General features: G+C 63.2%; 20 protein-coding genes and 1 pseudogene. 3 read left to right on the top strand and 18 right to left on the bottom strand.

Annotated elements, in window-relative coordinates:
- Positions 1-5: 5 nt before the first annotated feature.
- The 12 genes and pseudogenes from trpB to G7048_RS10570 form a co-directional block, all read right to left on the bottom strand.
- Positions 6-1,214 carry a tryptophan synthase subunit beta gene (gene trpB, locus G7048_RS10630; RefSeq protein WP_166068114.1) on the bottom strand — a complete coding sequence of 403 codons (1,209 nt, stop codon included), beginning with the start codon at positions 1,212-1,214 and terminating at the stop codon, positions 6-8.
- Positions 1,215-1,370: 156 nt separating this feature from the next.
- Positions 1,371-2,066 (bottom strand): GntR family transcriptional regulator, encoded by a 696-nt coding sequence (locus G7048_RS10625; protein ID WP_166068113.1) that lies wholly within the window; start codon positions 2,064-2,066, stop codon positions 1,371-1,373.
- Between the two features lie 31 nt (positions 2,067-2,097).
- Positions 2,098-3,414: a C4-dicarboxylate transporter DctA gene (locus G7048_RS10620; protein ID WP_166068112.1), complete on the bottom strand. Its 1,317-nt coding sequence runs from the start codon at positions 3,412-3,414 to the stop codon at positions 2,098-2,100.
- A 318-nt stretch (positions 3,415-3,732) separates the two neighbouring features.
- Positions 3,733-4,886, bottom strand: a pseudogene (locus tag G7048_RS28770) (CMD domain-containing protein).
- A gap of 48 nt (positions 4,887-4,934) precedes the next feature.
- Positions 4,935-6,242 carry an acyl-CoA thioesterase/bile acid-CoA:amino acid N-acyltransferase family protein gene (locus tag G7048_RS10605; RefSeq protein WP_166068108.1) on the bottom strand — a complete coding sequence of 436 codons (1,308 nt, stop codon included), beginning with the start codon at positions 6,240-6,242 and terminating at the stop codon, positions 4,935-4,937.
- Complete coding sequence (locus G7048_RS10600) at positions 6,242-7,810, bottom strand: ABC transporter substrate-binding protein (RefSeq protein WP_166068107.1); 1,569 nt, start codon at positions 7,808-7,810, stop codon at positions 6,242-6,244. Before G7048_RS10600 ends, G7048_RS10605 begins: the two co-directional genes overlap by 1 nt.
- Positions 7,811-7,847: 37 nt before the next feature.
- Positions 7,848-8,882 carry an ABC transporter ATP-binding protein gene (locus G7048_RS10595; RefSeq protein WP_166068106.1) on the bottom strand — a complete coding sequence of 345 codons (1,035 nt, stop codon included), beginning with the start codon at positions 8,880-8,882 and terminating at the stop codon, positions 7,848-7,850.
- The gene (locus G7048_RS10590) at positions 8,879-9,895 is read right to left on the bottom strand and encodes an ABC transporter ATP-binding protein (protein WP_166068105.1); all 1,017 of its coding nucleotides are present in this window, start codon (positions 9,893-9,895) and stop codon (positions 8,879-8,881) included. The genes G7048_RS10595 and G7048_RS10590 overlap by 4 nt, the downstream gene beginning before the upstream one ends.
- A complete protein-coding gene (locus tag G7048_RS10585; protein ID WP_166068104.1) occupies positions 9,892-10,812 on the bottom strand; it encodes an ABC transporter permease in 921 nt (306 codons plus the stop codon). Before G7048_RS10585 ends, G7048_RS10590 begins: the two co-directional genes overlap by 4 nt.
- Positions 10,809-11,783 (bottom strand): ABC transporter permease, encoded by a 975-nt coding sequence (locus tag G7048_RS10580; RefSeq protein ID WP_166068103.1) that lies wholly within the window; start codon positions 11,781-11,783, stop codon positions 10,809-10,811. Before G7048_RS10580 ends, G7048_RS10585 begins: the two co-directional genes overlap by 4 nt.
- Positions 11,780-13,270 (bottom strand): SidA/IucD/PvdA family monooxygenase, encoded by a 1,491-nt coding sequence (locus G7048_RS10575; protein WP_166068102.1) that lies wholly within the window; start codon positions 13,268-13,270, stop codon positions 11,780-11,782. Before G7048_RS10575 ends, G7048_RS10580 begins: the two co-directional genes overlap by 4 nt.
- A complete protein-coding gene (locus tag G7048_RS10570) occupies positions 13,267-14,292 on the bottom strand; it encodes a LysR family transcriptional regulator (protein WP_166068101.1) in 1,026 nt (341 codons plus the stop codon). The genes G7048_RS10575 and G7048_RS10570 overlap by 4 nt, the downstream gene beginning before the upstream one ends.
- Positions 14,293-14,585: 293 nt before the next feature.
- Here G7048_RS10570 and G7048_RS10565 point away from each other — a divergent pair, with 293 nt between their 5' ends.
- A complete protein-coding gene (locus tag G7048_RS10565) occupies positions 14,586-16,082 on the top strand; it encodes a DUF2868 domain-containing protein (protein WP_240933239.1) in 1,497 nt (498 codons plus the stop codon).
- Between the two features lie 19 nt (positions 16,083-16,101).
- Here G7048_RS10565 and G7048_RS10560 read toward each other — a convergent pair whose 3' ends face one another.
- Both G7048_RS10560 and G7048_RS10555 read right to left on the bottom strand, forming a co-directional pair.
- Positions 16,102-16,518, bottom strand: coding sequence for a type II toxin-antitoxin system VapC family toxin (locus tag G7048_RS10560; protein ID WP_166068100.1), 417 nt, complete (start codon positions 16,516-16,518; stop codon positions 16,102-16,104).
- 2 nt (positions 16,519-16,520) lie between these two features.
- On the bottom strand, positions 16,521-16,775 hold the full coding sequence (locus tag G7048_RS10555) for a type II toxin-antitoxin system Phd/YefM family antitoxin (protein WP_166068099.1): 255 nt from the start codon (positions 16,773-16,775) through the stop codon (positions 16,521-16,523).
- A 231-nt stretch (positions 16,776-17,006) separates the two neighbouring features.
- Between G7048_RS10555 and G7048_RS10550 the strand changes: the two genes are divergently transcribed.
- On the top strand, positions 17,007-18,560 hold the full coding sequence (locus G7048_RS10550) for a DUF3482 domain-containing protein (RefSeq protein ID WP_166068098.1): 1,554 nt from the start codon (positions 17,007-17,009) through the stop codon (positions 18,558-18,560).
- A gap of 10 nt (positions 18,561-18,570) precedes the next feature.
- Here the strand turns inward: G7048_RS10550 and G7048_RS10545 are convergent, their stop codons facing one another.
- Complete coding sequence (locus G7048_RS10545; protein ID WP_166068097.1) at positions 18,571-19,101, bottom strand: thioredoxin domain-containing protein; 531 nt, start codon at positions 19,099-19,101, stop codon at positions 18,571-18,573.
- A gap of 34 nt (positions 19,102-19,135) precedes the next feature.
- Between G7048_RS10545 and G7048_RS10540 the strand changes: the two genes are divergently transcribed.
- A complete protein-coding gene (locus G7048_RS10540; protein ID WP_166068096.1) occupies positions 19,136-19,519 on the top strand; it encodes a hypothetical protein in 384 nt (127 codons plus the stop codon).
- 3 nt (positions 19,520-19,522) lie between these two features.
- Here the strand turns inward: G7048_RS10540 and G7048_RS10535 are convergent, their stop codons facing one another.
- The 3 genes from G7048_RS10535 to G7048_RS10525 form a co-directional block, all read right to left on the bottom strand.
- Positions 19,523-20,194: a pseudouridine synthase gene (locus tag G7048_RS10535; RefSeq protein WP_166068095.1), complete on the bottom strand. Its 672-nt coding sequence runs from the start codon at positions 20,192-20,194 to the stop codon at positions 19,523-19,525.
- Between the two features lie 16 nt (positions 20,195-20,210).
- Positions 20,211-20,969: an SDR family NAD(P)-dependent oxidoreductase gene (locus G7048_RS10530; RefSeq protein WP_240933238.1), complete on the bottom strand. Its 759-nt coding sequence runs from the start codon at positions 20,967-20,969 to the stop codon at positions 20,211-20,213.
- 72 nt (positions 20,970-21,041) lie between these two features.
- Entirely contained in the window at positions 21,042-22,241 is a 1,200-nt protein-coding gene (locus G7048_RS10525) for a helix-turn-helix transcriptional regulator (protein ID WP_166068094.1), read from the bottom strand.
- Between the last annotated feature and the right edge of the window lie 121 nt (positions 22,242-22,362).

The following is a 22,362-nucleotide window of genomic DNA, read 5'->3' as shown; positions in this document are numbered from 1 at the left end:
GCGCCTCAAAGCCCGAGCTTGCTCGCCACGTAGTCCGCATCCTTGTCGCCGCGACCGGACAGGTTCACCAGAATGTTCACATCCTTGCCGAGCTTGGGTGCCATGCGCATGGCCCAGGCCACGGCGTGCGAGCTTTCCAGTGCGGGGATGATGCCTTCCACGCGCGAGAGCGTCATGAAGGCGTTCAGCGTTTCCTTGTCGTCCACGCTCTGGTAATCGACGCGGCCGATGTCCTTCAAGTAGCTGTGCTGCGGGCCGACGCCGGGGTAGTCCAGACCCGAGGCGATGGAGTGCACTGCGGCGGGGGTGCCGTCGGCGTTTTCGAGCACGTAGCACTTCATGCCGTGGATTTCGCCGGGCTTGCCGACGCTCAGCGTGGCGGCGTGCTTGCCCGGTTTATCGATGCCTTCACCGGCGGGTTCCACGCCCACGAGCTTGACGCTTTCGTCGTTCAGGAACGCGGTAAAGATGCCCATCGCATTCGAGCCACCGCCCACGCAGGCCGTCACGTAGTCGGGCAGCTTGTGGTGCTTGGTCTGGAATTGCTCGCGTGCTTCGCGGCCGACGATGGATTGGAAATCGCGCACCATCTTTGGAAACGGATGCGGGCCGACGACCGAGCCGATGGCGTACAGATAGTTGGTGGGGTCGTTCAGGTATTCCTCGAAGGCGCTGTCCACGGCGTCCTTCAACGTGGCTTGACCACGCGTGACGGGCACCAGCTTGCAGCCGAGGATGCGCATCTTGGTGACGTTGGGGTGTTCCTTCTCGATGTCGACCTGGCCCATGTGGATCTCGCATGGAATGCCGACCAGCGCGCAGGCCGTCGCCAGCGCCACGCCGTGCTGGCCTGCGCCGGTTTCGGCGATCACCTTGGTCTTGCCCATGAACTTGGCGAGCAACGCTTCGCCCAGGCAGTGGTTGATCTTGTGCGCGCCCGTGTGGTTCAGGTCTTCCCGCTTCAGGTGAATCTGCGCACCACCGAGTTGCTCGGACAGGCGCTTGGCGTGAAAGATCGGGCTGGGGCGGCCGACGTAGTCCTGGAACAGGTGCTGCAGTTCGTCCTGAAAATCCTTGCGCTGCACGATCTCGTCGTAGGCTGCGGAGATGTCGTCCATCGCCTTTTTCAGGTGAGGCGGCACGAGCTGGCCGCCGTAGTCACCGAAGAATCCGTTGGCATCGGGCATGGCGGCGGCGTCTAGCTTGTGGGTCATGTTGAGTCTCTCCGGGCGTGTCTGGGGATGGATATGAACGGGAAAAAGAAAAGGGCTGAACCCTTGTTCAACCCTCATTCATACCATAGCGGCGGGGCAGATTCGCGTTGCCGTGCCCCCGTGGAAACGCGAATTCAGTGCGAATTCAGCGTGATTTCAACCCACGCGACTGACCGGCGTCAGCGCATTGCGCAGGCGGTTGGCGGCCTCGGCTTCCGGCGGCTCGTCGGGCGCGAAAGCGAGTGATCGCTCTACCGTGCCGATGTGCTCGATCAGCAATTGCTTGGCTGCGTCGGTGTCGCCGTCTTCCAGTGCCTGCACGATGCGCTCGTGCTCCGCGCAGGATTGGCTGGCGCTGTGCGTCGATTGGTACAGCGTGGCTGCGAGCGTGGTGCGCGCGGTCAGGTCACGCAGCGTGTCGGCGAGCAGCTTGTGGCCCATCTGCTCGGCCAGGCACACGTGGAAATCCGCGAGCAGAAACGCGCGCGTCGCGGCATCGGCTTCGTCGATGGCGTTCTTCTCGTGCGCAATATGCTTGCGCAGATTGCCGATCACCGTCTGCATGGGCTTGCCGGCCTCTTGCAGAATGCCCGACTCGATGATGCGCCGCGCCGCGAACGCGTCGCGCGCCTCGTCGGCGGAAGGCTGCACGATGAACCAGCCCTTGCGCGGCTGCACCTGCACGAAGCCGCGCGCCTGCAGTTGCACCATGGCCTCGCGCACCACTGTGCGGCTGACGGCGAAGTTGTCGGCCAGCTCCTGCTCTCCCAGCCGGTCGCCGGGCGCGAGCTTTTGCGCCAGGACGGCTTCGACGATGCGTTCGGCAATGTGGAGAGGGGAGGCGGGCGTCATCGCGAGGCGGGGCTTTACTTGGTCAGGCGTTTCAGGCGTGCGGGTTCACGACTGTACCGTTTTCCGACACGGTCTCGTCCATGGGAAGGGCTTTCCCGTCGAGCACCGCATGTGCGCGCTCACGATCGATATCGCCCTCCCACGCGGCCACTGCCACGGTCGCCACGCAGTTGCCGATCAGGTTGCCCAGCGCACGTGCGATGCCGATGAACCAGTCAATCGACAGCACCAGCACCAGACCGATCGCGGGGATTGCCGGAATCGCATGCAGCGTCGCAGCCAGCACCACGATGGCCGAACCCGGCACGCCGTGCGCGCCCTTCGATGTGACCAGCGAGATCGCCAGAATCGTCAGCAGATCGGTCATGGTGATCGGCGTGTTGGTCGCCTGCGCAATGAACACCGCCGCCAGCGTGATGTAGATGGAGAACGCGTCCAGATTGAACGAGTAGCCCGTGGGAATCACCAGACCCACGGTCGAATCGCGAATGCCCATGTTGCGCAGCTTGCCCATGATCTGCGGCAGCACGCTGTCGGACGAGGTGGTCGCGAACACCACCATCAGTTCTTCACGCAGATAGCGCAGCAGCTTGATCAGGCTGAAGCCCGAGACGCGCATCACAAAACCCAGCACCACGAACACGAAGATCGCCACGGCCGCGTAGAACAGCAGCACCAGCATGCCGAGCTGCTTGAGCGAGCCGATGCCGTACTTGCCCACGGTGAATGCGATCGCGCCCAGCACGCCCAGCGGAGCCAGCTTGATGATGATGCCCATGATCTTGAACAGCACCAGCGAGGTCGCGTCGATCACCGCCGCCACCGGCTTGCCGCGCTCGCCCAGCATCGACAGCGCGCAGCCGAACAGCACCGCGAACAGAAGCACCTGCAGCACATCGCCGGTCGCGAACGCGTTGACCACCGTGGTCGGAATCAGCTTCATCAGAAAGTCCACGAAGCCGCCCGAGGTGAGCTTGTCGGCGTTGGTCGCATAGGCGCTCATGGCCGATGCGTCGAGCGCCTTCACATCCACATTCATGCCCGCACCGGGCTGGAACACGAAGGCCAGCACCAGACCCATCACCAGTGCGATGGTGGTCAGCACCTCGAAGTACACCAGCGCCTTGATGCCCACGCGCCCCACGCGCTTCAAGTCCCCCGCGCCCGCGATGCCATGCACCACCACGCAGAACACCAGCACCGGAATGATCATCTTGATCAGCTTGATGAAGCCGTCACCCAGCGGCTTGAGCTTGACCGCGAACTCGGGCGAAAACAGCCCGAGGAGGATGCCGATGGCCAGTGCGATGAGCACCTGCCCGAACAGTGATTTGGCGAAACGTCCCATGATGACTCTCTCCTGTGTTGTCTGGTTTGGTCTTGTATGCAAGATTTCTTTTTTCTTGAATACAAGAATGTAGACAAGCCAGAAGCGTGCCAACAGAGGGTTTTCCTGCACAACCCCGTGCTGCTTGCAGAGAACAGCCGTGACTTCAGTCGAAGGAATCGATGGAGTGCCCTTGGGGATCGTGGCTAACGCGTGCCCTCGAAACGGGCGCAGCCTGTGCCGGTTTGGTGCGCCGTGCAGTCCCATTGCGCGGAAGCGGTGCCGAACGAAAAAAGCCCGCGTGATGCGGGCTCTTGCATGGATGCAGGCGGGGGCTGCTTACTTTGCTGCCGATGGGAAGATCGGCTCGCCCAGATTCAGCATCAGGCGATTGGCCCACGCGAAAATGGCGTCGGAGTGCAGCAGGTCCAGCACTTCAGCTTCGCTCAAGCCCTGCGCCTTGAGGGCGTTGATGTCGGCGGCGTTCAGCTCGGCGGGCTTTTCGGTGATCTTCACCGAGAACTCGCCGATGGCCTTTTCGCGCGGCGTGGTGCCGGCGGTGCGGGGTTCGTCGAAGACCTGTTCGATCACGTCGGCGCGCTTGGCGAGTTGCTCGAAGCGCTGGGCATGCACCGACGCGCAATACACGCAGCCGTTGATGCGCGAGACCACGGTGGCACCGAGTTCGCGTTCGGCGCGCGAGAGGCCGCCGGGCGCGTACATGATGGCGTTGAAGGCCGTCGAGCGCTGGCGCAGGATCTCGGGCTGGTGCACGAGGAACAGGTAGTAGTCGCTGGTCTTGGCCTTGGGGTGGCTTTCTTCGAGCACGGCGATCTGCGCGGGCGTGGCCTTGTCGAGCTCGACCACGTCGAGCCACGCATCCCATTCCAGAGACTCGTTGGTGAAGCCGTGCGACTGGATCAGTTTGGCTGGGGTGAATGCTGCGGGCGTGCTCATGCTTGTGCCTCCTCTTCGGATGCCTTCATCGCCTTGAGACCGGCGACGAGACGAACTTGGTACGACAGGAACGCGATCAGCTGCGACAGCGCGACCACGGCGGGCGTGCTGATGCCGGCGGCTGGCAGCGCGAGCAGTGCGGACTTGTCGCCTTCGACCGGATCTTCGATCAGCGTCCTGGTGAACTGCAGCATCGCGGCCAGACGCTTGTCGGTGAAGTCGGCGGGCTCGTTGCGGTCTGCCATCTCGACCAAGGCGGCATCGGCACCGATGTGCAGCAGGCGCTCGCGGTAGTGCGTGGCCAGCTCGGGCGAGGGCGTGAGGCGGCAGGCGTACAGCGCGACCAGCAGGCGCTCGGTCAGCGTGATGTCGCTGTCCAGTGCCGTGTCGAACAGCGCTTCGTAGCTGCCTTGTGTGGCGGCGGCGACCTTCTCGCGCTGGTGGCGCACGGCGTAGGTGCGGCTTTCGGGTTTCAGTCCGACGATGCGGTCGACCAGATCGCTCGCGACGTCGTAGGGGATGGATTGGTCTGCCATGCAGATGCTCCTTGTTGTTGTGCGTTTGTTCGTTCGCTTGTTTGTTGGTTATCGCTTGGCGTGCGCTTCGACCGCGTTTTGCAGAAAGCGCAGCACGGCGGGCCAGGATTCGGCGTCGGCGCGCGCGTTGTCCTTGTTGTTGCCGCCGCTGGTGCTCACCATGCCCGAGACCGGATGCGCGTACACATGCTGCGTGGTCGGCACATACGGGAACAGGATGGAGTGGCCCGCGTCTTCGTAGTTGAGCCACTGCACATCGTGCGGATGCTTCACTTCGGCCAGCTTGTCGTGGACGGTCTTCGAGAACACGTCCGATGGCCAGGAGCCGTCGTCCGTGCCCGAGAGCAGTACGACCGGGCCGTTGATGTTCTCGACCGGAATGCGGGCCTTGGCGATCGCTTCGGGGTCCTGCAATGCGGTGCGCATGGCGCGGTCGTGACGATGCGGCGCAGGGCCTTCGTCGAACGGCTTCCAGCTCGCGGTGCGATTGCCTTCCCACCAGTGGCGCAGCGGCTTTCCGTCGAGCAGCCAGGTCGGGCCTTCGCGGCCGATCTTCGGGTCGCAGGCGTTCTGGCCGCTGTGCACATAGGCGCTCGGCACATAGGCGATCACGGCGTTCACTTCCTTGGGATAAGTCGCGCCCAGCAGCAGCACGAGTTCACCGCCGCGCGATTGGCCGTTGATGGCGACGAAATCGTTCTTCGGCTGGACCGTCTTGCGCAGCCACTGCATGCCCTTCTGGAAGTATTCCAGCGGCGTGTTGGAGATGTAGTCCGACAGGCCCGGTGCCTTGAAATACGCGAGCGCAAACGCCGCATAGCCGCGTGATGCATACAGCGCCGCGCGGTGCTCGTTGATGCCGCCACCCGATCCGTTGAGGATCATGACAGCAGGGAACGGACCAACGCCCGCAGGCAGGTACAGCGTGCCGACGAGACCGTCTTCGCGCGCCTCGCGGCGCGTCACGCCTTCGCCCGCCACGCGTTGTGTGAGCGTGGCGACCGCAGGCGGTTGCGTGCAGCCCTTGCCGCGCGCGCTGATGGTGGTGATGAGCGCATCCGTCACCGGGCTGTTGAACAGCTCGCGGCTTTGGGAGTTGACGGGCGACTGCGACCAGACGAGGCCCATGCCGTCGATGCCGGTGTAGCTGCCTTCGAGCGCTTCGTCGGTCGTCAGATCGATGCGGCCGTTGGCACCCGCACGAAAGCTCGCATGGGCCTGCCAGGTCACGCCGCTGCGCTGCGTCTGCGCGGTGATCTCGATGATCTCGCCGGGCTCCGCACCGCTTGCGACGATGCGCCGCGGCTCATCGATCAGCCCATCCGCGGGCGTGACCGTGATCTGCAGCGCGCTCATTACTTGCCCACCTTGGTGACCATCATCGCGGCCGTGCGGTCGCTGGTCATCGGCGTGACTTTCAGGCCCTTCTTGGTGGCCCAGATGTTCTTGTAGTGGAACAGCGGAATGATGCCCGCGTCATCGGACACCACTTTGACCGACTGACGCAGAATGGCTTCGCGCTTGGCGGCGTCGAACTCCGAAGTGGATTCGGCCAGCGCCTTGTCCACCGCTGCATTGCTGTAGCGGCCCCAGTTCGATGCGCCCAAGCCCTTCTTGGCGTCCACGCTGGCCAGCACGTTCACCAGCGCGTAGCTGGCTTCGCCCGTGCCGTTGCCCCAGGCGAGCATGCTCATCGCATATTCGTTCTTGTTGGCGCGGCCCGAGTACACGGCCCATGGCACGACTTCCACTTGCGTCTTCACGCCGATGCGGGTCCAGAACTGCGCCACGGCCTGTGCGGTTTCAGGGCCTTGTGGATAGCGGTCGTTGGGCACATGCATGGTCAGCTTGAAGCCTTCGGGGAAGCCTGCATCGGCCAACAGCTTCTTGGCCTTGGCGGCGTCGAACGGAATGTTCTTCACTTCGGGGTTGTAGCCGAAGGTGCCCTTGGGCATCCACTGGTTGGCTTCGGTCGCGGCGTCCTGCAGGATGCGCTTGGTGATCGCATCGCGGTTGATTGCGAGGTTCAGAGCCTGACGCACGCGCTGGTCGAGCAGCGGGTTCTTGGCCAGCGGCTTGCCTGCGTTGTCGGTGATGAACTGGCTGGGCGCGGCGTTGAAGCTTGGCTGCAGCAGCATCACGCGCAGACCGTCGTACGGATACACGCTCACGTTCGATGCGCTCTTGAGCTTGGCGAGATCAGAGACCGACACCTTGTCGATCACGTCCACGTCACCCGCGAGCAGCGCTGCGGTGCGTGCGGCGGCGTTGTTGATGTAGCGGTAGTTGACCTTCTCCCAGATCTGTTTGTTGCCGAAGTAGGCGTCGTTGCGCTCCATGATCACGCGGTCGCCGGGGGTGTACGACAGCAGCTTGTACGGGCCCGTGCCGACCATCGCCTTGCCGGAGTTGTAGTCCTCGGTCGTGGACTTCTCGCCGACATGCTTGCTCACCACGTGCACCGAAGCGAGGTTCAGCGGCAGATCGGGATTCGGCGTGTTGGTCTTGATGATCAGCGTGTGCGCGTCCTTGGCGGTCATCGTCTCGATGGTGCGCAGGTAGCCCGCGTAGGTCGCCACGCTGCCCGGCACGGCCTTGGCGCGGGTGTAGGAATAGATCAGGTCATCGGCGGTGAACGGCTTGCCGTCCTGCCACTTCACGTCCTTGCGCAGCTTGAATTCCCAGGTGCTGGGGTCGAGGTTCTTCCAGCTTTCGGCCAAGCCTGGCTGCAGCTTGTTCCACTTGTTCTCGACGAGCAGATCCCAGAAATGCAGTGCCACGGAACGGTCGCCCGCGTGGTTGTTGAGCTGCGGGTCGAGCGAGGACAGCGGGTCGGCAAAGCCGATGCTCAGGTTCTCGGCATGGGCTGCCATGCCTGCGCCGAGCAGTGCGGCGGTGAGGGTCGAGAGGATGATCTTCTTCATGACGGACTCCTTGTGGTTCGTGTGATCGGTTCGGTGATTACTGCGTGCCCGCATCGTTGAGATGGCAGGCGCTGATGTGGTTGATGGCAATGCCCTTGAGGCTTGGTACCTCGACCGAGCAGCGTGGCATGGCGTGCGGACATCGCGGGTGAAAGTGGCAGCCGCTCGGCGGATTGAGCGGGCTGGGAATCTCGCCCTTGATGGCCGTGTAGGACTTGTGGCGGGCGCTCATGTCCGGCACTTCTTCGAGCAAGGCCTGCGTGTACGGATGGTTCGGATGCGCGAACAATTCCTCGACTGGTGCCGACTCGACGACGCGGCCGAGATACATCACCACCACGCGATCCGAAAGATGCTTGACGACGCCAAGGTCGTGGCTGATGAACAGATACGTGAGGTTGAGCTGCTCGCGCAGGTCCATGAACAGATTGAGAATCTGCGCCTGGATCGACACGTCGAGCGCGGCCACCGCTTCGTCGCACACCAGCATCGAAGGCTGCACGGCGAGCGCACGTGCAATGCCGATGCGCTGGCGCTGACCGCCGCTGAACTGGTGCGGATAACGCGTGCGCAAGGCCGGGTCGAGCCCGGCACGTTCAAGCTGCGCGCACACGTAGTCGTCAAAACCAGCACGATCCACGAGACCGTGAATGCGTGCGGCTTCGCCGACGATTTCATCGACGCGCAGACGCGGATTCAGGCTCGCATACGGGTTCTGGAAAATCATCTGCACGGACAGGCGCGCAGCGTGCTTTTCCTGCGGTGTCATGTCCGCGAAGTGGCGACCGTTGATCAGCACCTCGCCATTCGATGGCGCGAGCAGACCCGTGGCGATGCGGCCCAGCGTTGATTTGCCGCAGCCCGATTCGCCGACCAGACCGACGACTTCACCGGGTTTGACGATCAGATCGACGTGGTCCACGGCGCGCGTGATCGGTGCTGGTTTTTCGAGTCCGATGCCTTGCAGCGCACGGCTGACGAGGCCGGGCTTGTGTTCACCAAAGCGCTTGCTCACGCCCTTCAATTCGATCACGGGCGCGAACGCTGGTTTGTTTTGAGATGGAAGGCTCATGCGCGCGCTCCTTCAACTTCTGCTTCGTTTTGAATGACGGGATAGAAGCAGCGCACTTGGCGCTCTGGCAGTGCTTCGGTCAACTCCGGTTGCGCCGAGCACGCACTGCCTGCACGCGAGCAGCGCGCAGCAAACGCACAGCCTGCGGGCAGTTGCAGCAGATTGGGTGTCATGCCGGGAATCTGCTTGAGCCGTTGACCGCGTTGGTTGTTGCTTGGCAAGCTGCTGATCAAACCGGCGGTGTAGGGATGCAGCGGATGGTCGAGCACGTCATCCACCTTGCCATGTTCGACGATACGGCCCGCGTACATCACGGCCACTTCATCGGCCAGACCGGCGACGACCGACAGGTCGTGCGTGATCCAGATGAGTGAGGTGCCGTGCTGGCGCGCGAGCTTTTGCACTTCCGAAAGAATCTGCGCCTGAATCGTCACGTCGAGCGCTGTAGTCGGCTCGTCCGCGATGATCAGATCGGGGCGGTGCAGCATCGCGATCGCAATCGCCACACGCTGGCGCATGCCACCGGAGAGCTGGTGCGGATAGGCCTGCAGGCGTTCTTCGGGACTGGGAATGCCCATCATGCCCAGCGTCTCGCGCGAGCGTTCGCGGGCTTCTGCCTTGCTGACCTTGCTGTGCGCCTGCACGGCTTCGATCATCTGCGTGTCGATGCGCAGTACCGGGTTCAGCGTCATCATCGGATCCTGAAAGATCATCGCGATGCGGTTGCCCTGCAGGCTGCGCAGCTCACGCGGCTTCATTCGGGTGAGGTCGCGGCCCTGAAAAAGAATCTCGCCACCGGCCACGCGGCCGGGTGCATCGACGAGACCCATGATGGAGAAACCGGTCACGGATTTGCCCGATCCCGATTCGCCGACGAGGCCCAGAATGCGGCCGCGTTCGATGCGGAACGACACATCGTTCACCGCTTTCAGAACGCCTGCGCGGGTGTCGAATTCGGTGCGCAGATGGCGCACTTCGAGGGTCGGCACCGAGGTGTTGGTCGTGCCGTTCATTTCACATTCCTGGGGTTGAGCACATCGCGCAGACGGTCGCCCACCAGGTTGATCGCAACGATGGTGACGAGCAGCGCAATGCCGGGGTAGAAGCTGATCCAGTACTCGCCCGAAAGCATGTACTGGTAGCCGTTGGAGATCAGCAGGCCGAGCGATGGCTCGGTGACCGGCACGCCCAGGCCGAGAAAGCTCAGCGTGGCTTCGAGTGTGATGGCGCGCGCGATCTGCAACGTGCCGATGACGATCAGCGGCGGCAGGCAGTTCGGCAGAATGTGCTTGACCATGATGCGCCAGTTCGGAATGCCCTGGCAGTGCGCGGCTTCGACGTATTCCTTGCGGCGTTCCACCAGCGCCTGACCGCGTGCGGTGCGCGCGTAGTAGGCCCATTCCAGAATCACCAGCGTCAGCACCACGTTGCCCACACCCTTGCCCAGCCACGCAAGAATCATCATGGCGACGAGGATGGAGGGGAAGGACAGAATCAGATCGACCAAGCGCATGATGAGCGCATCCGTCTTGCCGCCTGCATAGGCTGCGAGCAGGCCGAGCAGCGTGCCGATGACGCCCGCGATCAGCGCGGAGCCGACGCCCACGATCAGGCTGATGCGCAGGCCGTAGAGAATCGCGGAGTACAGATCGCGGCCTTGTCCATCGGTGCCGAGCACATAGCGGAAGGTGTCGAGACCGTTCATCGTGCCGGGCGTGAGGCGCGCGTCCATCACGTCGAGCTGCATCAGGTCATACGGGTTCTGCGGCGTGATCCACGGCGCGAGAATCGCGGCCAGAATCAGCAGCGCGGCAACGACGAGACCGAACACCGCAAGGCGCGATCCGAAGAAGTCGCGCACATGTTCGCGCCACGGCGATTCCTGTTTGGCAGGCGCTGTGGCTGTGTTGTTAGTGGTGGCCTGGCTCATGCTGCACCCTCCAGACGCACGCGTGGATCAAGCACCTTGTAGAGGATGTCCACGATGAGGTTGAGCGTGACGAACAGGCACACCACGACGACGAGATAGGAAACGATCACGGGGCGATCCAGCGCGTTGATGCTGTCCAGAATGAGCTTGCCTGCGCCGGGCCACGAGAAAATGCTTTCGGTGACGACGGCGAAGGCGATGGTCGAGCCGAGTTCGAGGCCGAGCACGGTGACCAGCGGAATCATGGTGTTGCGCAGCACATGCACACCGATCACGCGCAGCGGCGACAGGCCTTTGGCGTGCGCGAATTTCACGAAGTCGAGCGGCAGCACTTCACGCACGCCGGCGCGCGTCAGACGAATCACCAGCGAGATCTTGAACAGCGACAGATTGATGGCCGGCAGCAGCATGTGCTTCAAGCCGTTGGCGGTGAGAAACGACCATTGCGAGCCGAACACTTCCACCGTTTCGCCGCGACCGCTGGCGGGCAGCAAACCGAGCGAGACGCTGAAGGTCATGATCAGCATGAGACCGACCCAGAACGTGGGCAACGAAAAGCCCACGATGCTGCCGGCCATGATGGTCTTGGCAAACCAGCTGTCGGGATAGAGGCCTGCCAGCAGGCCCAGCGGAACGCCGAACAGCACGGCCAGCAGCAGCGCCGCCACGGCCAGCTCCAGCGTGGCGGGAAGGCGCTGCAGGATCAGCTCGATGGCGGGCACGTTGTAGACGAAACTGGTGCCCAGATTGCCGTGCAGCGCGCCGCTCAGGAACGAGAAATACTGACGCCACAGCGGTTGGTCCAGACCCAGCTCGGCGATGATGCGCGCGCGCTCGATCTGGTCCACGTCCTGACCGATCAGAATGTCCACCGGATTGCCGATGGCGTGCAGGCCGATGAAGACGATCACCGTCATCAGCAGCACCACGAGAATTGCCTGCGCCAGGCGACGCAGCAGCCAGCCGATCATGATGGCACTTCCTCTTGAACCGGTGGCTCGGCAGGCGTCCATTCGTCGCCGAAGACTTCGGGCTCTTCGAAGGTCTGCAGATTGCCGAAATGCCAGTCGATGTCTTCCGCATACAGCGTGCTGGCGATGCCTTGCGCAATGCGCTGCGCGCCCACGCTCACGGCCGGAATGTCGCCGGAGACCGTGCCGTGCGAAAGCGCAGCAGGGTACGAGAACACATGCACGCGCGAGAGGCCGGGGCAGGTGCCGGGCGTCTTTTCCTGCAGCTCGAACGAGGGGCCGAGGTCGGGCGAATCGGCCAGTTCCTGATCGTCCTCGCCCACGGGATGCTCGAAGCGGTCCTTCCACGAACGCGCGAACGGAGCGATCGCGGCGAACTCGGAACGCTGGCTCCAGTCGATGCGAAAGCCGGTCGAGAAGATCAGAAAGTCGAACTTGAACACGCCCTTGTTGGTGGTGACGCGGATTTCGTCGCGAGTCCCATCGTTGACGTATTCCAGATCGAGCATCTGCGTGCCCAGATTGAAGCGCGCGTTTTCATGGCGCGACACGCGCAGCGTGCTGCCGCGTGGTGGCGGCACCTGCTGCACGTTGATGTAGTGGCGGATCTTCCATTTCCACTCGTCGGCCAGACGCTCGTGGCCGTAAGTCAGGCCGGGGCTGCCTGCACCCTTGCCTTTGTTGACGCGCGGAATGTCGGCGCGGCGGATCAGCAGATCGACGCTGGCTGCGCCGCTCTCCAGCGCAGTGGCGGCGCTGTCCATGGCCGATGCACCCGCACCCACCACGCCCACGCGCTTGCCCTTGAGCGTGCCGTAGTCCATCTCGTCGGAAGAATGCGCCCACACATTGCGCGGCAGCTTGTCGGACATCGGCGGCACCCATGCGCCGCCCAGACCATCGCGGCCAGTGGCCAGCACCACGTGGCGGGCCAGCACGGTGCGCGGGCCGTTCGGCGTCTGCATGTCGAGTTGCACCACGCCGTCGGCACCGCGCGGGTGCACGGCCAGCACGCGGTGTTCGTTGTTCACTTCCAGATCCAGCACCTTGCGATACCAGCGCAGATAGTCCATCCATTGCAGGCGCGGAATCTTGTCGAGCGCGTCCCATTCCTCGATGCCGAACTGCGATTCGAACCACGCGCGGAAGGTGAGTGACGGCTTGCCGAGTGCGGGGCCGGTCAGCGTCTTGGGCGAGCGCAGGGTTTCCATGCGCGCGGTCGTGGCCCAGGGGCCTTCAAAGCCTGCGGGCGAGCGGTCGAAGATCGGGGCATTCACGCCCAGAAAACGCAGCGCGGCCGATGCGGCCATGCCGCCCATGCCCGCGCCGATGACGGCGACCGGCAGCACTTCTTCGCCGTTCATTTCGGTGGTCGGCAGCCAGTTCTTGGCGGGCAGATCGAGCCAGGCCAGATCCTGGCGCACGCGGGCTTCAAGCGCTTCCAGCCCTTGTGGCGGAGGTGCTGTTCTGGTGGTTGTGGGGGTCATTGAGGATTCTCTTCTTCTTGTTCGGGAAATGGATGCGCGGCCGCAGGCGTGGGCGGCACGGCGTGCTGCAGCAGCAGCTCGGCATGCTTGCTTGCGTCGTGCAGCACAAAGCCGGGCAGCAGCGCGCGCGCGGCCTCGGTCAGCGCGTTGCACAGCGCATCCATGGCGGGAGTGAACGGCGTGGTCTGCTGCGAGACCATGCCGAACAGAAACGGAATATGCGTGTCGAGCGCACGCACGGCGATGCCCTGCAGCGGCAGGCCCAGCGCGGTCACAGGTTCGAGCACCGACACGCCCAGCCCGGCGCGCACAGCGGCCATGGCGTTGACGCTGGAATTGGTCTTGAGAAACTGCTGCGCGGCGGCCTGTTCCGGCGTGGATGCAGCAGCGAACGCGTCGTCCAACCGACCGAGCAGACGGTACGGATTCGCCATGGTGATCAGGCGGCGCTGGGCCAGTTCGGCCAGCGGCACGACGTCGAGTCTGGCGAGCGGATCGTTCTCGGGCAGCACGGCCACGCAGGGCGCTTCGGCAATCCAGTGCACCTGCAGGCCGCGATGGTCGAGCGGCAGGCTGGTGACGCCCAGTTGCGCGGAGCCGGTGAGCACGCCGTGTGCCACGCGCTCGGGCGAGGCGCTGCGCAGATGGATCTGCGACACGGTCGGTTGATGGCCCGACTTTTCCAGCAGCGCGAGCGCCGCCGGAATCAGTCCGGACGAAAGCGCCGAGGTCGCCAGCATGTGCAGCGGGCGCTTCAAACCATGCTCGATTTCCTTGGCGCGGCGGCGAATCTGCTGCAGGCTTTGCAGCGCATGCTCCACGTCCTCGAACAGCAAAAACGCTTGCTCGGTAGGCGATACGCGCGGGCCGTTGCGGCTGAACAGCGGATAGCCGATCTCGGCTTCCAGCTCCTGCACCAGTCGGGTCACGGCGGGCTGGGAACGGCCCAGCACACGTCCGGCCGCGGTGACGCTGCCCGTGGACATGACTGCGGCAAAGGCTTCCAGTTGTCGAAGTTCCATCGTGTTTTTGACTATGCTCAATGCAAATTCTGAATGACTCAGAATGTGATTCACAAATAATAAATACGCATAAGTAAAAACCCTTGAGGCATGAGCAAGGGTGTAGCAGCGCTCGGAATGGAAGTTGGCGCTTGCTGCACGATGTTGCATGCAGATGGCCTCTGAACGCGGCGACTTCCACGGCCGGGCCATCCGGGTGCACCAAGATTGACCGCCAAGTCCGTAGGGTGCTCAAGGTCTTGCCGGCTGCATTCGTGCCTCATGGCGATGTCCAAAGTCTTGGGTAACATCCCATGATGAGATCCAGTTCCGCCCGCGACATTCTTCTGGCCTACGCCATCGAAACCGCTGCACCGAACGACGCGCTGCCCAACGCCGCGCGGTGCGCGAGCATCACGCACGACACGCTGCACGCCATCGGCAACCCCAACACCAACACCACGGGCGGATCGGCCAGCCGCGAGCAGTTTCTGAACTTTGTGGAGCAGCGCGCACAGCGCATCATCGCGGCCAGCCAATTGCCCGAAGAAGTGCGTCAGGTCTGGAAACATGCACCCGGCATTGCGCGCTGGGTGCCGCTGGCCGTGCTGGTCGGCGCGCTGGTGGTCGGCTTTTGCATGCACCGCTTCACCGACCCGCATCGCGTCGATCTGCTCGCGCCTTCGCTGCTCGGCATCGTGCTGTGGAATCTGCTGGTCTATGTGTGGATGCTGGTGAGCTGGGTGCGCTCACTTTTGCGCTCCGGGCATGCGCAACCCATTGTTCTGCAGCCTGCCAATGCAGCGTCCACCGCGTCTTCAACTTCCGAGGCCGTGAGCGGCTGGCGTGGCAAGCTGCGCGCGCGCATGCCTGCGGCGGGTGGCGGACTGCGCAAGATGGCGCTGAGCTTCGAGCGCAACTGGTGGCAGGTCAGCAGCAAGGCACGGCATGCGCAGTGGCTGCTGTGGCTGAATCTGGGCGCGGCGATGATGGCCGTGGGTGCGCTCGCGTCGCTGTGGGCGACGGGGCTGACCAACGAGTATCAGGTGGGCTGGGAGAGCACGTTTTTGTCGGCTGCCAGCGTGCATCAACTGCTCAACAGCATCTTCGCTCCGGTGCAATGGCTGTTTGGCGCGTCACCATGGACGCTCACCGAGATCGAATCGCTGCGCGGCTGGGTAAGCAATTCGGCCACGCCGCCGCCCGCCGAGCGCATGGTCCATTTTTCCAAAGGGCAGCAATGGGTGATCGCGTACACGGCCCTGCTCGGCACCTTCGTGATCGCGCCACGGCTGCTGCTCGCGCTCTGGCAAGGCGCGCGTCTGTGGTGGCTCAACCGGCACGTGCAACTGCCGCTCGCGCAGCCGTATTTTCAGAGCCTACAGCGCGATTTCGGCGGCTTGGCCGTCACGCTGCATGTGCTGCCGTTCAGCTTCGACCTCACGCCCGAGCGCAAACAGACGCTCGAATCCTGGATCGCCACGCAATACGGCGCAGGCGCGCATCTGGTGATCGAGCCGACGCTGGCCTACGGCTCCAAGCTGCCATCCGCCGCATCGGTGGCGGGCAAGGGCGATGACGCGGCAGCCGTGCTGCTCATCAACATGGCCGCCACGCCCGAGGCTGAAATCCACGGCGAACTGCTGCAGACCGCCCGCGAACGCTGGGGCCAGAACGCCTCGATCTGGCTGTGGACGCAGGACTTTGCCGAGCGCAACACCGGCGCGCCCAAACGCGTGCAGGAGCGGCGCGAGCTGTGGGGGGAGTTTGTGCGTGGGGCGGGGTTGGGGGTGGTTTGGGTGCCGGATTGAATCTGGCACCTTGGCTCGATCAGGACCAAGGGTTGAGCAACTGCACGTCAAAGCGTGCGAAATCTTTTTCATCTCGCGTCACCATGATCATGCCGTGCGCCTTGGCGGTGGCCGCAATCAGGCTGTCGTGCAAGGGACGCGGATTGGGCACATGAAACGCAGCGCTGTTCAGTGCCACTTCCTCGTCCACCGGAAGAATGCGACCTGCAAACGTGGGGCGCACGTAGTCATTCATCCATGTACGCAGCATGTTCGCTTTGCGCGCGTCGCGCAGGGCCGCCAGCAGAATTCCCGACTCCAGTTCCTGCAAGGTGATGACACTGAGAAACAGGGCGCTGGCAGGCACGCTCTTGCTCCAATTGGCCACTCCAGGGTTGGCCTTGCCCGAACGGAACTTGCGAAACTCGGAAACGACGTTGGTATCAAGCAGATACATCGTCACAACTCGGCGATGCGTGCCACCTCCTTGGAGCGTTCGGGCTCGAACTCGATGTCCTCCATGCCGGGCATCGCCAGCATGTCCAGAATGCTGCGCCCATTGCTCATGAGGCGGTTGTACTTCTCGATGCTCATCAGCACATGCGCAGGCGCGCCCCGGTCGGTGATGTAGACCACGGTGTCGCCTTCAGCCATTTTCTTGGCCTCGCTGACGCGCTGATTGAATTCGCGGCTGGTGTAGGTCAGTTTGGACATGAGACCACCTCCTGACTGAAAATGTAGATACGTTTCTACATTTGCGCAAGTGTCGCTGACCCTTGTTGGTGATGTGTGCAATGTGTTCACTGGCATGCTCCTTTCGTGCGAAAGCGTGCATCGTGGTGCGTCATCCGGACGGTGTACAGGACATACGTCAGAACCACCTCACTCATTTCCACAACTGTCCAACCAGTTGTAAACCCCCGCCATTCCAAGCGATCATTCGCCATGCCCAGCACAAACACCTCTCCCGCCATCGCCACGGAAGCCAGCGCGGACAACCAGATCCAATGGTGCCTGCTCTCCCACACCAACATCGGCAAGACCACGCTCACGCGTACCTTGCTGGCCGATGATGTGGGCGAGATTCAGGATGCGGCGCATGTGACAAGCCAGTCGCAGCGTTATCTGCTGCAGGGCAACCCGCAGGGCGATCAGCTTTGGCTGTGGGACACACCGGGGTTTGGCGATTCGGTGCGACTGTACGAGCGGCTCAGGCAGCAGGGCAATCCGCTCGGCTGGTTTCTCTCCAACGTGTGGGACCGCTGGCGCGACAAGCCGTTCTACATGAGCCAGCGGGCGCTGGTGGCTGCGCGCGATCATGCGGATGTGATGCTGTACTTGGTGAACGCGGCGGAAGATCCGGCCGATGCGGGCTACTGGGAGGCCGAGATGCGCATCCTGCAGTGGATGAGCAAGCCGGTGATCATTCTGCTCAACCAGATCGGCAGCGACACCACGCCCGAGCAGACCGCAGCCGACCTGCAGCGTTGGCGCACGGCGGTGCAGCCGTTCAGCGGCATCGTGCATGACGTGCTGGTGCTCGATGCGTTCACGCGCAGTTGGTGGCATGAACGCAAGATGCTGCACAGCATTGCGCCGCTGCTTCCCGCTGAAAAGTTGCCCGCCTACGAGCGTCTGTTGGCCGAGCGCGAGCAGCGCCAGCGTGCGCGCGAGGAGTCCAGCATTCAGGTGCTGGCCGCGCAACTGGTGCAGTCGGCGCTGGTGCAGGAAACCCTTGCGCCGGGCCAGACCAAGCTGTGGGACAAGGCCGTCAGCACCATCAGCAAGCTGTCGCAGAAGCTCGCCAGCAAGTCAGCGCCTGATGACGTGCCTGCTGAAGCGCGCGATGCGATGAAGCGTCTGCTCGCGACGCTGCAGAAGATCGACGTGAGCGCCACGCAGCAACTGCTGCAGTTGCATCAGCTCGATGGCGATGCGGCCAGCCAGATTCAGCAGCAGCTCAAGACCGATCTGCAGATCAGCACGCCGCACGATCCCAAGTCCGCGAGCCTGTGGGGCGCGGTCACGGCGGGCGCGGCCACGGGCGTGGGTGCGGATTTGATGGCGGGCGGCATGACGCTCGGTACAGGCGCGATTCTGGGTGCGCTGGTCGGTGCCGTCACGTTCGCCGGTGCGGCCTGGGGCGCCAACAAGATGTCCGATCAGGAGTCGCAGCGCTTTCGGCTGTCGGAGGACTACCTCACCGCGCTGGCGTCACAGGCGCTGCTCAAGTACGTGGTGATCTCGCACTTCGGTCGCGGTCGTGGCCGCTACACCGCGCCGTCCGCGCCGCAGCAATGGAGCGCTGCAGTGCAGGCGGCCATGGAGCAGCACAGCGCGGACTGGCAAGCCTTCTGGACGAATCTGCGTGCATTGCCTGTGGATGCGTTCACGGACGAAGCACCGGCATTGCAGGCCGAGCGGCAAGCGGCTGCGTTGCTGCTGCAGCGCACTTTGCAGCAGGCGCTGCAGAAGCTCTATCCGGCACTTGCGGATTGATGGAGCCTGTTCAGCGTGTCGGGCGCAGCAATTCTTCGATCACCGGCTCCAGATCCTGGAAACCACCCGGTGAATCGAACTTCTCGCCGTTGATGTAGAACGCGGGCGTGCCGTTCACGCCGCTGCGGTTGCCGCTTTCGATGTCGGCGCGGATGTGGTCTTCGAATTCGTCGTTCTGCAGTGCGCTCTGCAAGTCCTTTTCGGACAGGCCGAGCGACTTCACCAGTTCCGAATACATGGGCCCGCCCAGTTCGCGCTGTTTTTCGTAGAGCGCGTCATGCGCTTCCCAGAACTTGCCGTGCTTGGCGGCAAACTCGGCCACCACGGCGGCGTTCTGCGCCTGCGGGTGCATGGACAGCGGGAAGTTGCGGAACACAAAGCACACCTCTTTGCCGAAGCGCTTCTGGATGTTCTTGACGATGGAGTACGCCGCGCCGCAATACGGGCACTGGTAGTCGCCGTACTCGACCAGCACGATGGGTGCGTTCGTGTCGCCGCTGATGTGGTCGCGGCTGCTCACGGCGGGGTGAAGATCGGACATGGGTGAAGCTCCTGATGGTCGTTGGTGACGAGGGATGTTGGATATCCTCGTTGATACGATAGAGCGATTGCGTGACGCCCGTGTCAGCCGATGCCTTGACTACACACTGTTGCGCGCGGCCACGCCTGAAAATTCTTTGGAATGGAGACGCTGCATGTTGGGTGACGTGATCGGTCAATTCATCTCTGAGGTGCTGTTGCTCGGTCTGGGCAAGGCCGTGGCTGCCATTTTTCTGCCGGCCTATGGCTGGGAGGACCTGCACCGGATGCGGACCCAGTCGAAGGCTGCGAAAGCAGGTTTCAGCTACGAGCGCAATGGCAAGCGATACCTCTATCTCGAGTCACTGCAGCTGTTGGGGCTGGTTGCTTTGCTGGTGTTTGGTTTGCTGATTTTTGTGGGCGTGTACTGCTTGCCCTGATTGTCACACGGGCGGCGATGCATCCACCCATTTCCCCTGCTCGATGCCCTCCAGCGAGTACGGCCCGATGGCCGAGCGTATGAGGCGCAGCGTGGGGTGGCCGATGGCGGCCGTCATGCGGCGCACCTGGCGGTTGCGGCCTTCGCGGATGATGAGTTCGATCCAGCAGTCGGGGATGTTCTGGCGCACGCGGATCGGTGGATCGCGCGGTACCAGCCACGCGGGTGCGTCGATGCAGCGCGCCTGTGCGGGCAGGGTGGGGCCGTCGTTGAGCTGCACGCCGTCGCGCAGGCGCTGCAGGGATTCTTCGCTGGGAAGGCCTTCCACCTGAATCAGGTAGGTCTTCTCCATCTTGAACTTCGGGCTGGAGATGTGTGCCTGCAACTGGCCATCGTTGGTCAGCAGCAGCAGGCCTTCGCTGTCGGCGTCGAGGCGACCTGCGACGTAGACGTTCGGCACGTCGATGAAATCCTTGAGCCCGCGCCAGCGGCCCTCGGCTGTGAACTGGCTGAGCACGCCGTAGGGCTTGTGAAAGCACAGCAGGCGCGTGGGTTCGTTGTCCTTTTCGCGGGGCTCGCGTTGCAGTCGGCTGCTGCGCTCGCGCAACTCCGGTTTGCGAAACGTGGATTTGCCGGGGGCGGGTTTGTGCAGCGTGGGTTTGCGAGGTGCGTTCATTGTGCGTTCATGGGGCTCACGAGATCAGATAGCCGCCATCCACGCTGAGCACGGTGCCGGTGATGTAGCTGGCCAGAGACGAGCCGAGAAACGCGATCGGCCCAGCGAGTTCCGCCGGATCGCCGTAGCGCTTGAGGGGCACGCGGCGCATGATGTATTCCACATGCTTGGGGTCCTTGCGCGTCGATTCGGTCATGGCGGTGAGCATCACGCCGGGCGACACCGCATTCACGCGGATGCCCTGCGGCGCGAGTTCTAGCGCCATCACCTTGGTGAGCATTTCCACCGCAGCCTTCGATGTCGAATACGCAATCGAGCCCGCTGCTGCGCGCGAAGCGGCGATCGAGCCCATGTTCACCACGCTGCCGCTGGTGGAGGCCAGCAGCGCCTGAAACGCGTGAATCATGTTGCGCGTGCCGCCCAGATTGATGTCCAGCGTGCGCTGCCATTCCTCGTCGCGGTCGTCGCTGTCGAACGCATGCCTTGGGCGTACGCCCGCGTTGTTCACCAGCAGCAGCTTGTGGCCTGGCGCAATCTCCTGGGCAAGCAGCTCGGCCATCTGCTGGCAGGCGGCTTGGTCGGTCACATCCAGCTGCACACCGCGCGCCTTGCCATCGCGTTCGAGGATCAGCGCGGCGGTTTCGGCGGCAGCGTCGGCGTTCACGTCGCTGGCGAACACCAGCGCGCCCATGCCAGCAATGCCGAGCGCCACCGCCTTGCCAATGCCCTGGCCGGCGCCGGTGATGAATACGGTGTGGTCTTTGAGCAGGTCCATGGCGGTTGGGTGAGGTAGATGCGTTGGCAAGGTCCGGATTATGGATTGCCAAGGCCAGTCAGTGGGCCTTCGCTAGCTTTTGGCGGCTTGTTGCGCTGCGGTTGTGCTCCACTGGAACATGGCGGGCCCATTGAGAATGGTGCGAACGAGCTCCGTTTGCCGACGCACACCGACCTTGCTGGTGATCGCTTTCAGCTGCACGCGCACGGTGTGGATGGATGTGCCGCGTTCATCGGCAAATTCCTTGACGCTCAGTCCGTTGACCAGCGCTTGCGCCAGCAGCGATTCGGCCACGGTGAGGCCATAGGTCAGGCGAAGCACCGCATCGAGTTCGTGCAGCACGGTGGCAGGGTTGCTGATGAAAACAGCACCTGCGGCCTGTGTTCCGAAGGGCTCGGACTGCTGTGGCAGAGGACTGATGAGCAAATGCAGGTCGTGTCTCAGACCGGGTAGGCGCATGCCATGCCCTGCCTGTATCGGCAGTCCTCTTCCGGTGGAAACGACTTTGCGCATGCTGGCCTGCAGGCGCAGATCGTCCGAATGCCGGGTGGCATGCAACTCCTGCTCACCCAGAAAGCTATTGCCGATTCTCAGAATCGCAGATTCCTGGGCCAGAGCATGCGCGCGGGTGTTGGCATGCAGCACGTGGGCCTTGGAGTCGAGCAGCACGATGCCCAGCGGCAGGCGGTCGAGCAGTCCGATGGACGCCTGCGCCAGCGCTTCGGCCCGGTGCAGTCTGCGATGCAGGGCAAAGGCGGTCTGCAGATGCGGCATCAGCGTGCGCAGTTGCTGCTCTTCCTGCGGGTTGTACGGACCGTGGGCCTTGGCTCGCAGGGCGGTGAGGTTGAAGGAGCGGCGATTGCGCTTTTCGACCACTGCGGCAAATGAATAGAACAGATCCTGCGGGCGCAACCAGTCGCCAAACCATTCGGTGGCGGGCAATTTGCTGTCGGGACTCAACCGGCTTGAATTGACGATCTGGCCTTCGTGGTGCAGATGTTCGTTCTCAAGCCAGACGTTGTGATGGCAGAAATGCCGTGTGTAGCCGTCCGTATAAAAAACGTCGAGCCCCACTGTGCACGCGATGGAGGTCGGCCCGTTGGACAGATCGGCCGAGTTGTCGCTGAAATCGTGCGCCCACATCAGGGCCTGCTCGGAGTGGAAGACGGTGGCAAATCGCGCCAGAAAATCGGGCCATTTTTCTGGTGCGATGGATGCCTCATAGATGGCTCCAATCAGTGGCACCATGCCATGTTCTTCAATCTGCTGCATCTCTCGAGGCTCCTTTCAGACCTGAAGCCATCGACCGAATGGCATGTTGGATGTACGGGCAAGTGTAATCAAGTGTATTTATTTACCCCATTTGGGTGATGGGGCGAAAGGGCAAGGTTAG

Origin of the sequence: Diaphorobacter sp. HDW4B (genome assembly GCF_011305535.1) — a bacterium.
In the GTDB taxonomy this organism is placed as follows: Bacteria; Pseudomonadota; Gammaproteobacteria; order Burkholderiales; family Burkholderiaceae_C; genus Diaphorobacter_A.
This window is presented reverse-complemented; position numbering and strand designations above follow the sequence as displayed.

Bases quoted from the DNA above. Each gene is read 5' to 3' on its own strand.
- trpB (WP_166068114.1), bottom strand. From the start codon at position 1,214: ATGACCCACAAGCTAGACGCCGCCGCCATGCCCGATGCCAACGGATTC.
- G7048_RS10625 (WP_166068113.1), bottom strand. From the start codon at position 2,066: ATGACGCCCGCCTCCCCTCTCCACATTGCCGAACGCATCGTCGAAGCC.
- G7048_RS10620 (WP_166068112.1), bottom strand. From the start codon at position 3,414: ATGGGACGTTTCGCCAAATCACTGTTCGGGCAGGTGCTCATCGCACTG.
- G7048_RS10605 (WP_166068108.1), bottom strand. From the start codon at position 6,242: ATGAGCGCGCTGCAGATCACGGTCACGCCCGCGGATGGGCTGATCGAT.
- G7048_RS10600 (WP_166068107.1), bottom strand. From the start codon at position 7,810: ATGAAGAAGATCATCCTCTCGACCCTCACCGCCGCACTGCTCGGCGCA.
- G7048_RS10595 (WP_166068106.1), bottom strand. From the start codon at position 8,882: ATGAGCCTTCCATCTCAAAACAAACCAGCGTTCGCGCCCGTGATCGAA.
- G7048_RS10590 (WP_166068105.1), bottom strand. From the start codon at position 9,895: ATGAACGGCACGACCAACACCTCGGTGCCGACCCTCGAAGTGCGCCAT.
- G7048_RS10585 (WP_166068104.1), bottom strand. From the start codon at position 10,812: ATGAGCCAGGCCACCACTAACAACACAGCCACAGCGCCTGCCAAACAG.
- G7048_RS10580 (WP_166068103.1), bottom strand. From the start codon at position 11,783: ATGATCGGCTGGCTGCTGCGTCGCCTGGCGCAGGCAATTCTCGTGGTG.
- G7048_RS10575 (WP_166068102.1), bottom strand. From the start codon at position 13,270: ATGACCCCCACAACCACCAGAACAGCACCTCCGCCACAAGGGCTGGAA.
- G7048_RS10570 (WP_166068101.1), bottom strand. From the start codon at position 14,292: ATGGAACTTCGACAACTGGAAGCCTTTGCCGCAGTCATGTCCACGGGC.
- G7048_RS10565 (WP_240933239.1), top strand. From the start codon at position 14,586: ATGATGAGATCCAGTTCCGCCCGCGACATTCTTCTGGCCTACGCCATC.
- G7048_RS10560 (WP_166068100.1), bottom strand. From the start codon at position 16,518: ATGTATCTGCTTGATACCAACGTCGTTTCCGAGTTTCGCAAGTTCCGT.
- G7048_RS10555 (WP_166068099.1), bottom strand. From the start codon at position 16,775: ATGTCCAAACTGACCTACACCAGCCGCGAATTCAATCAGCGCGTCAGC.
- G7048_RS10550 (WP_166068098.1), top strand. From the start codon at position 17,007: ATGCCCAGCACAAACACCTCTCCCGCCATCGCCACGGAAGCCAGCGCG.
- G7048_RS10545 (WP_166068097.1), bottom strand. From the start codon at position 19,101: ATGTCCGATCTTCACCCCGCCGTGAGCAGCCGCGACCACATCAGCGGC.
- G7048_RS10540 (WP_166068096.1), top strand. From the start codon at position 19,136: ATGTTGGATATCCTCGTTGATACGATAGAGCGATTGCGTGACGCCCGT.
- G7048_RS10535 (WP_166068095.1), bottom strand. From the start codon at position 20,194: ATGAACGCACCTCGCAAACCCACGCTGCACAAACCCGCCCCCGGCAAA.
- G7048_RS10530 (WP_240933238.1), bottom strand. From the start codon at position 20,969: ATGGACCTGCTCAAAGACCACACCGTATTCATCACCGGCGCCGGCCAG.
- G7048_RS10525 (WP_166068094.1), bottom strand. From the start codon at position 22,241: ATGCAGCAGATTGAAGAACATGGCATGGTGCCACTGATTGGAGCCATC.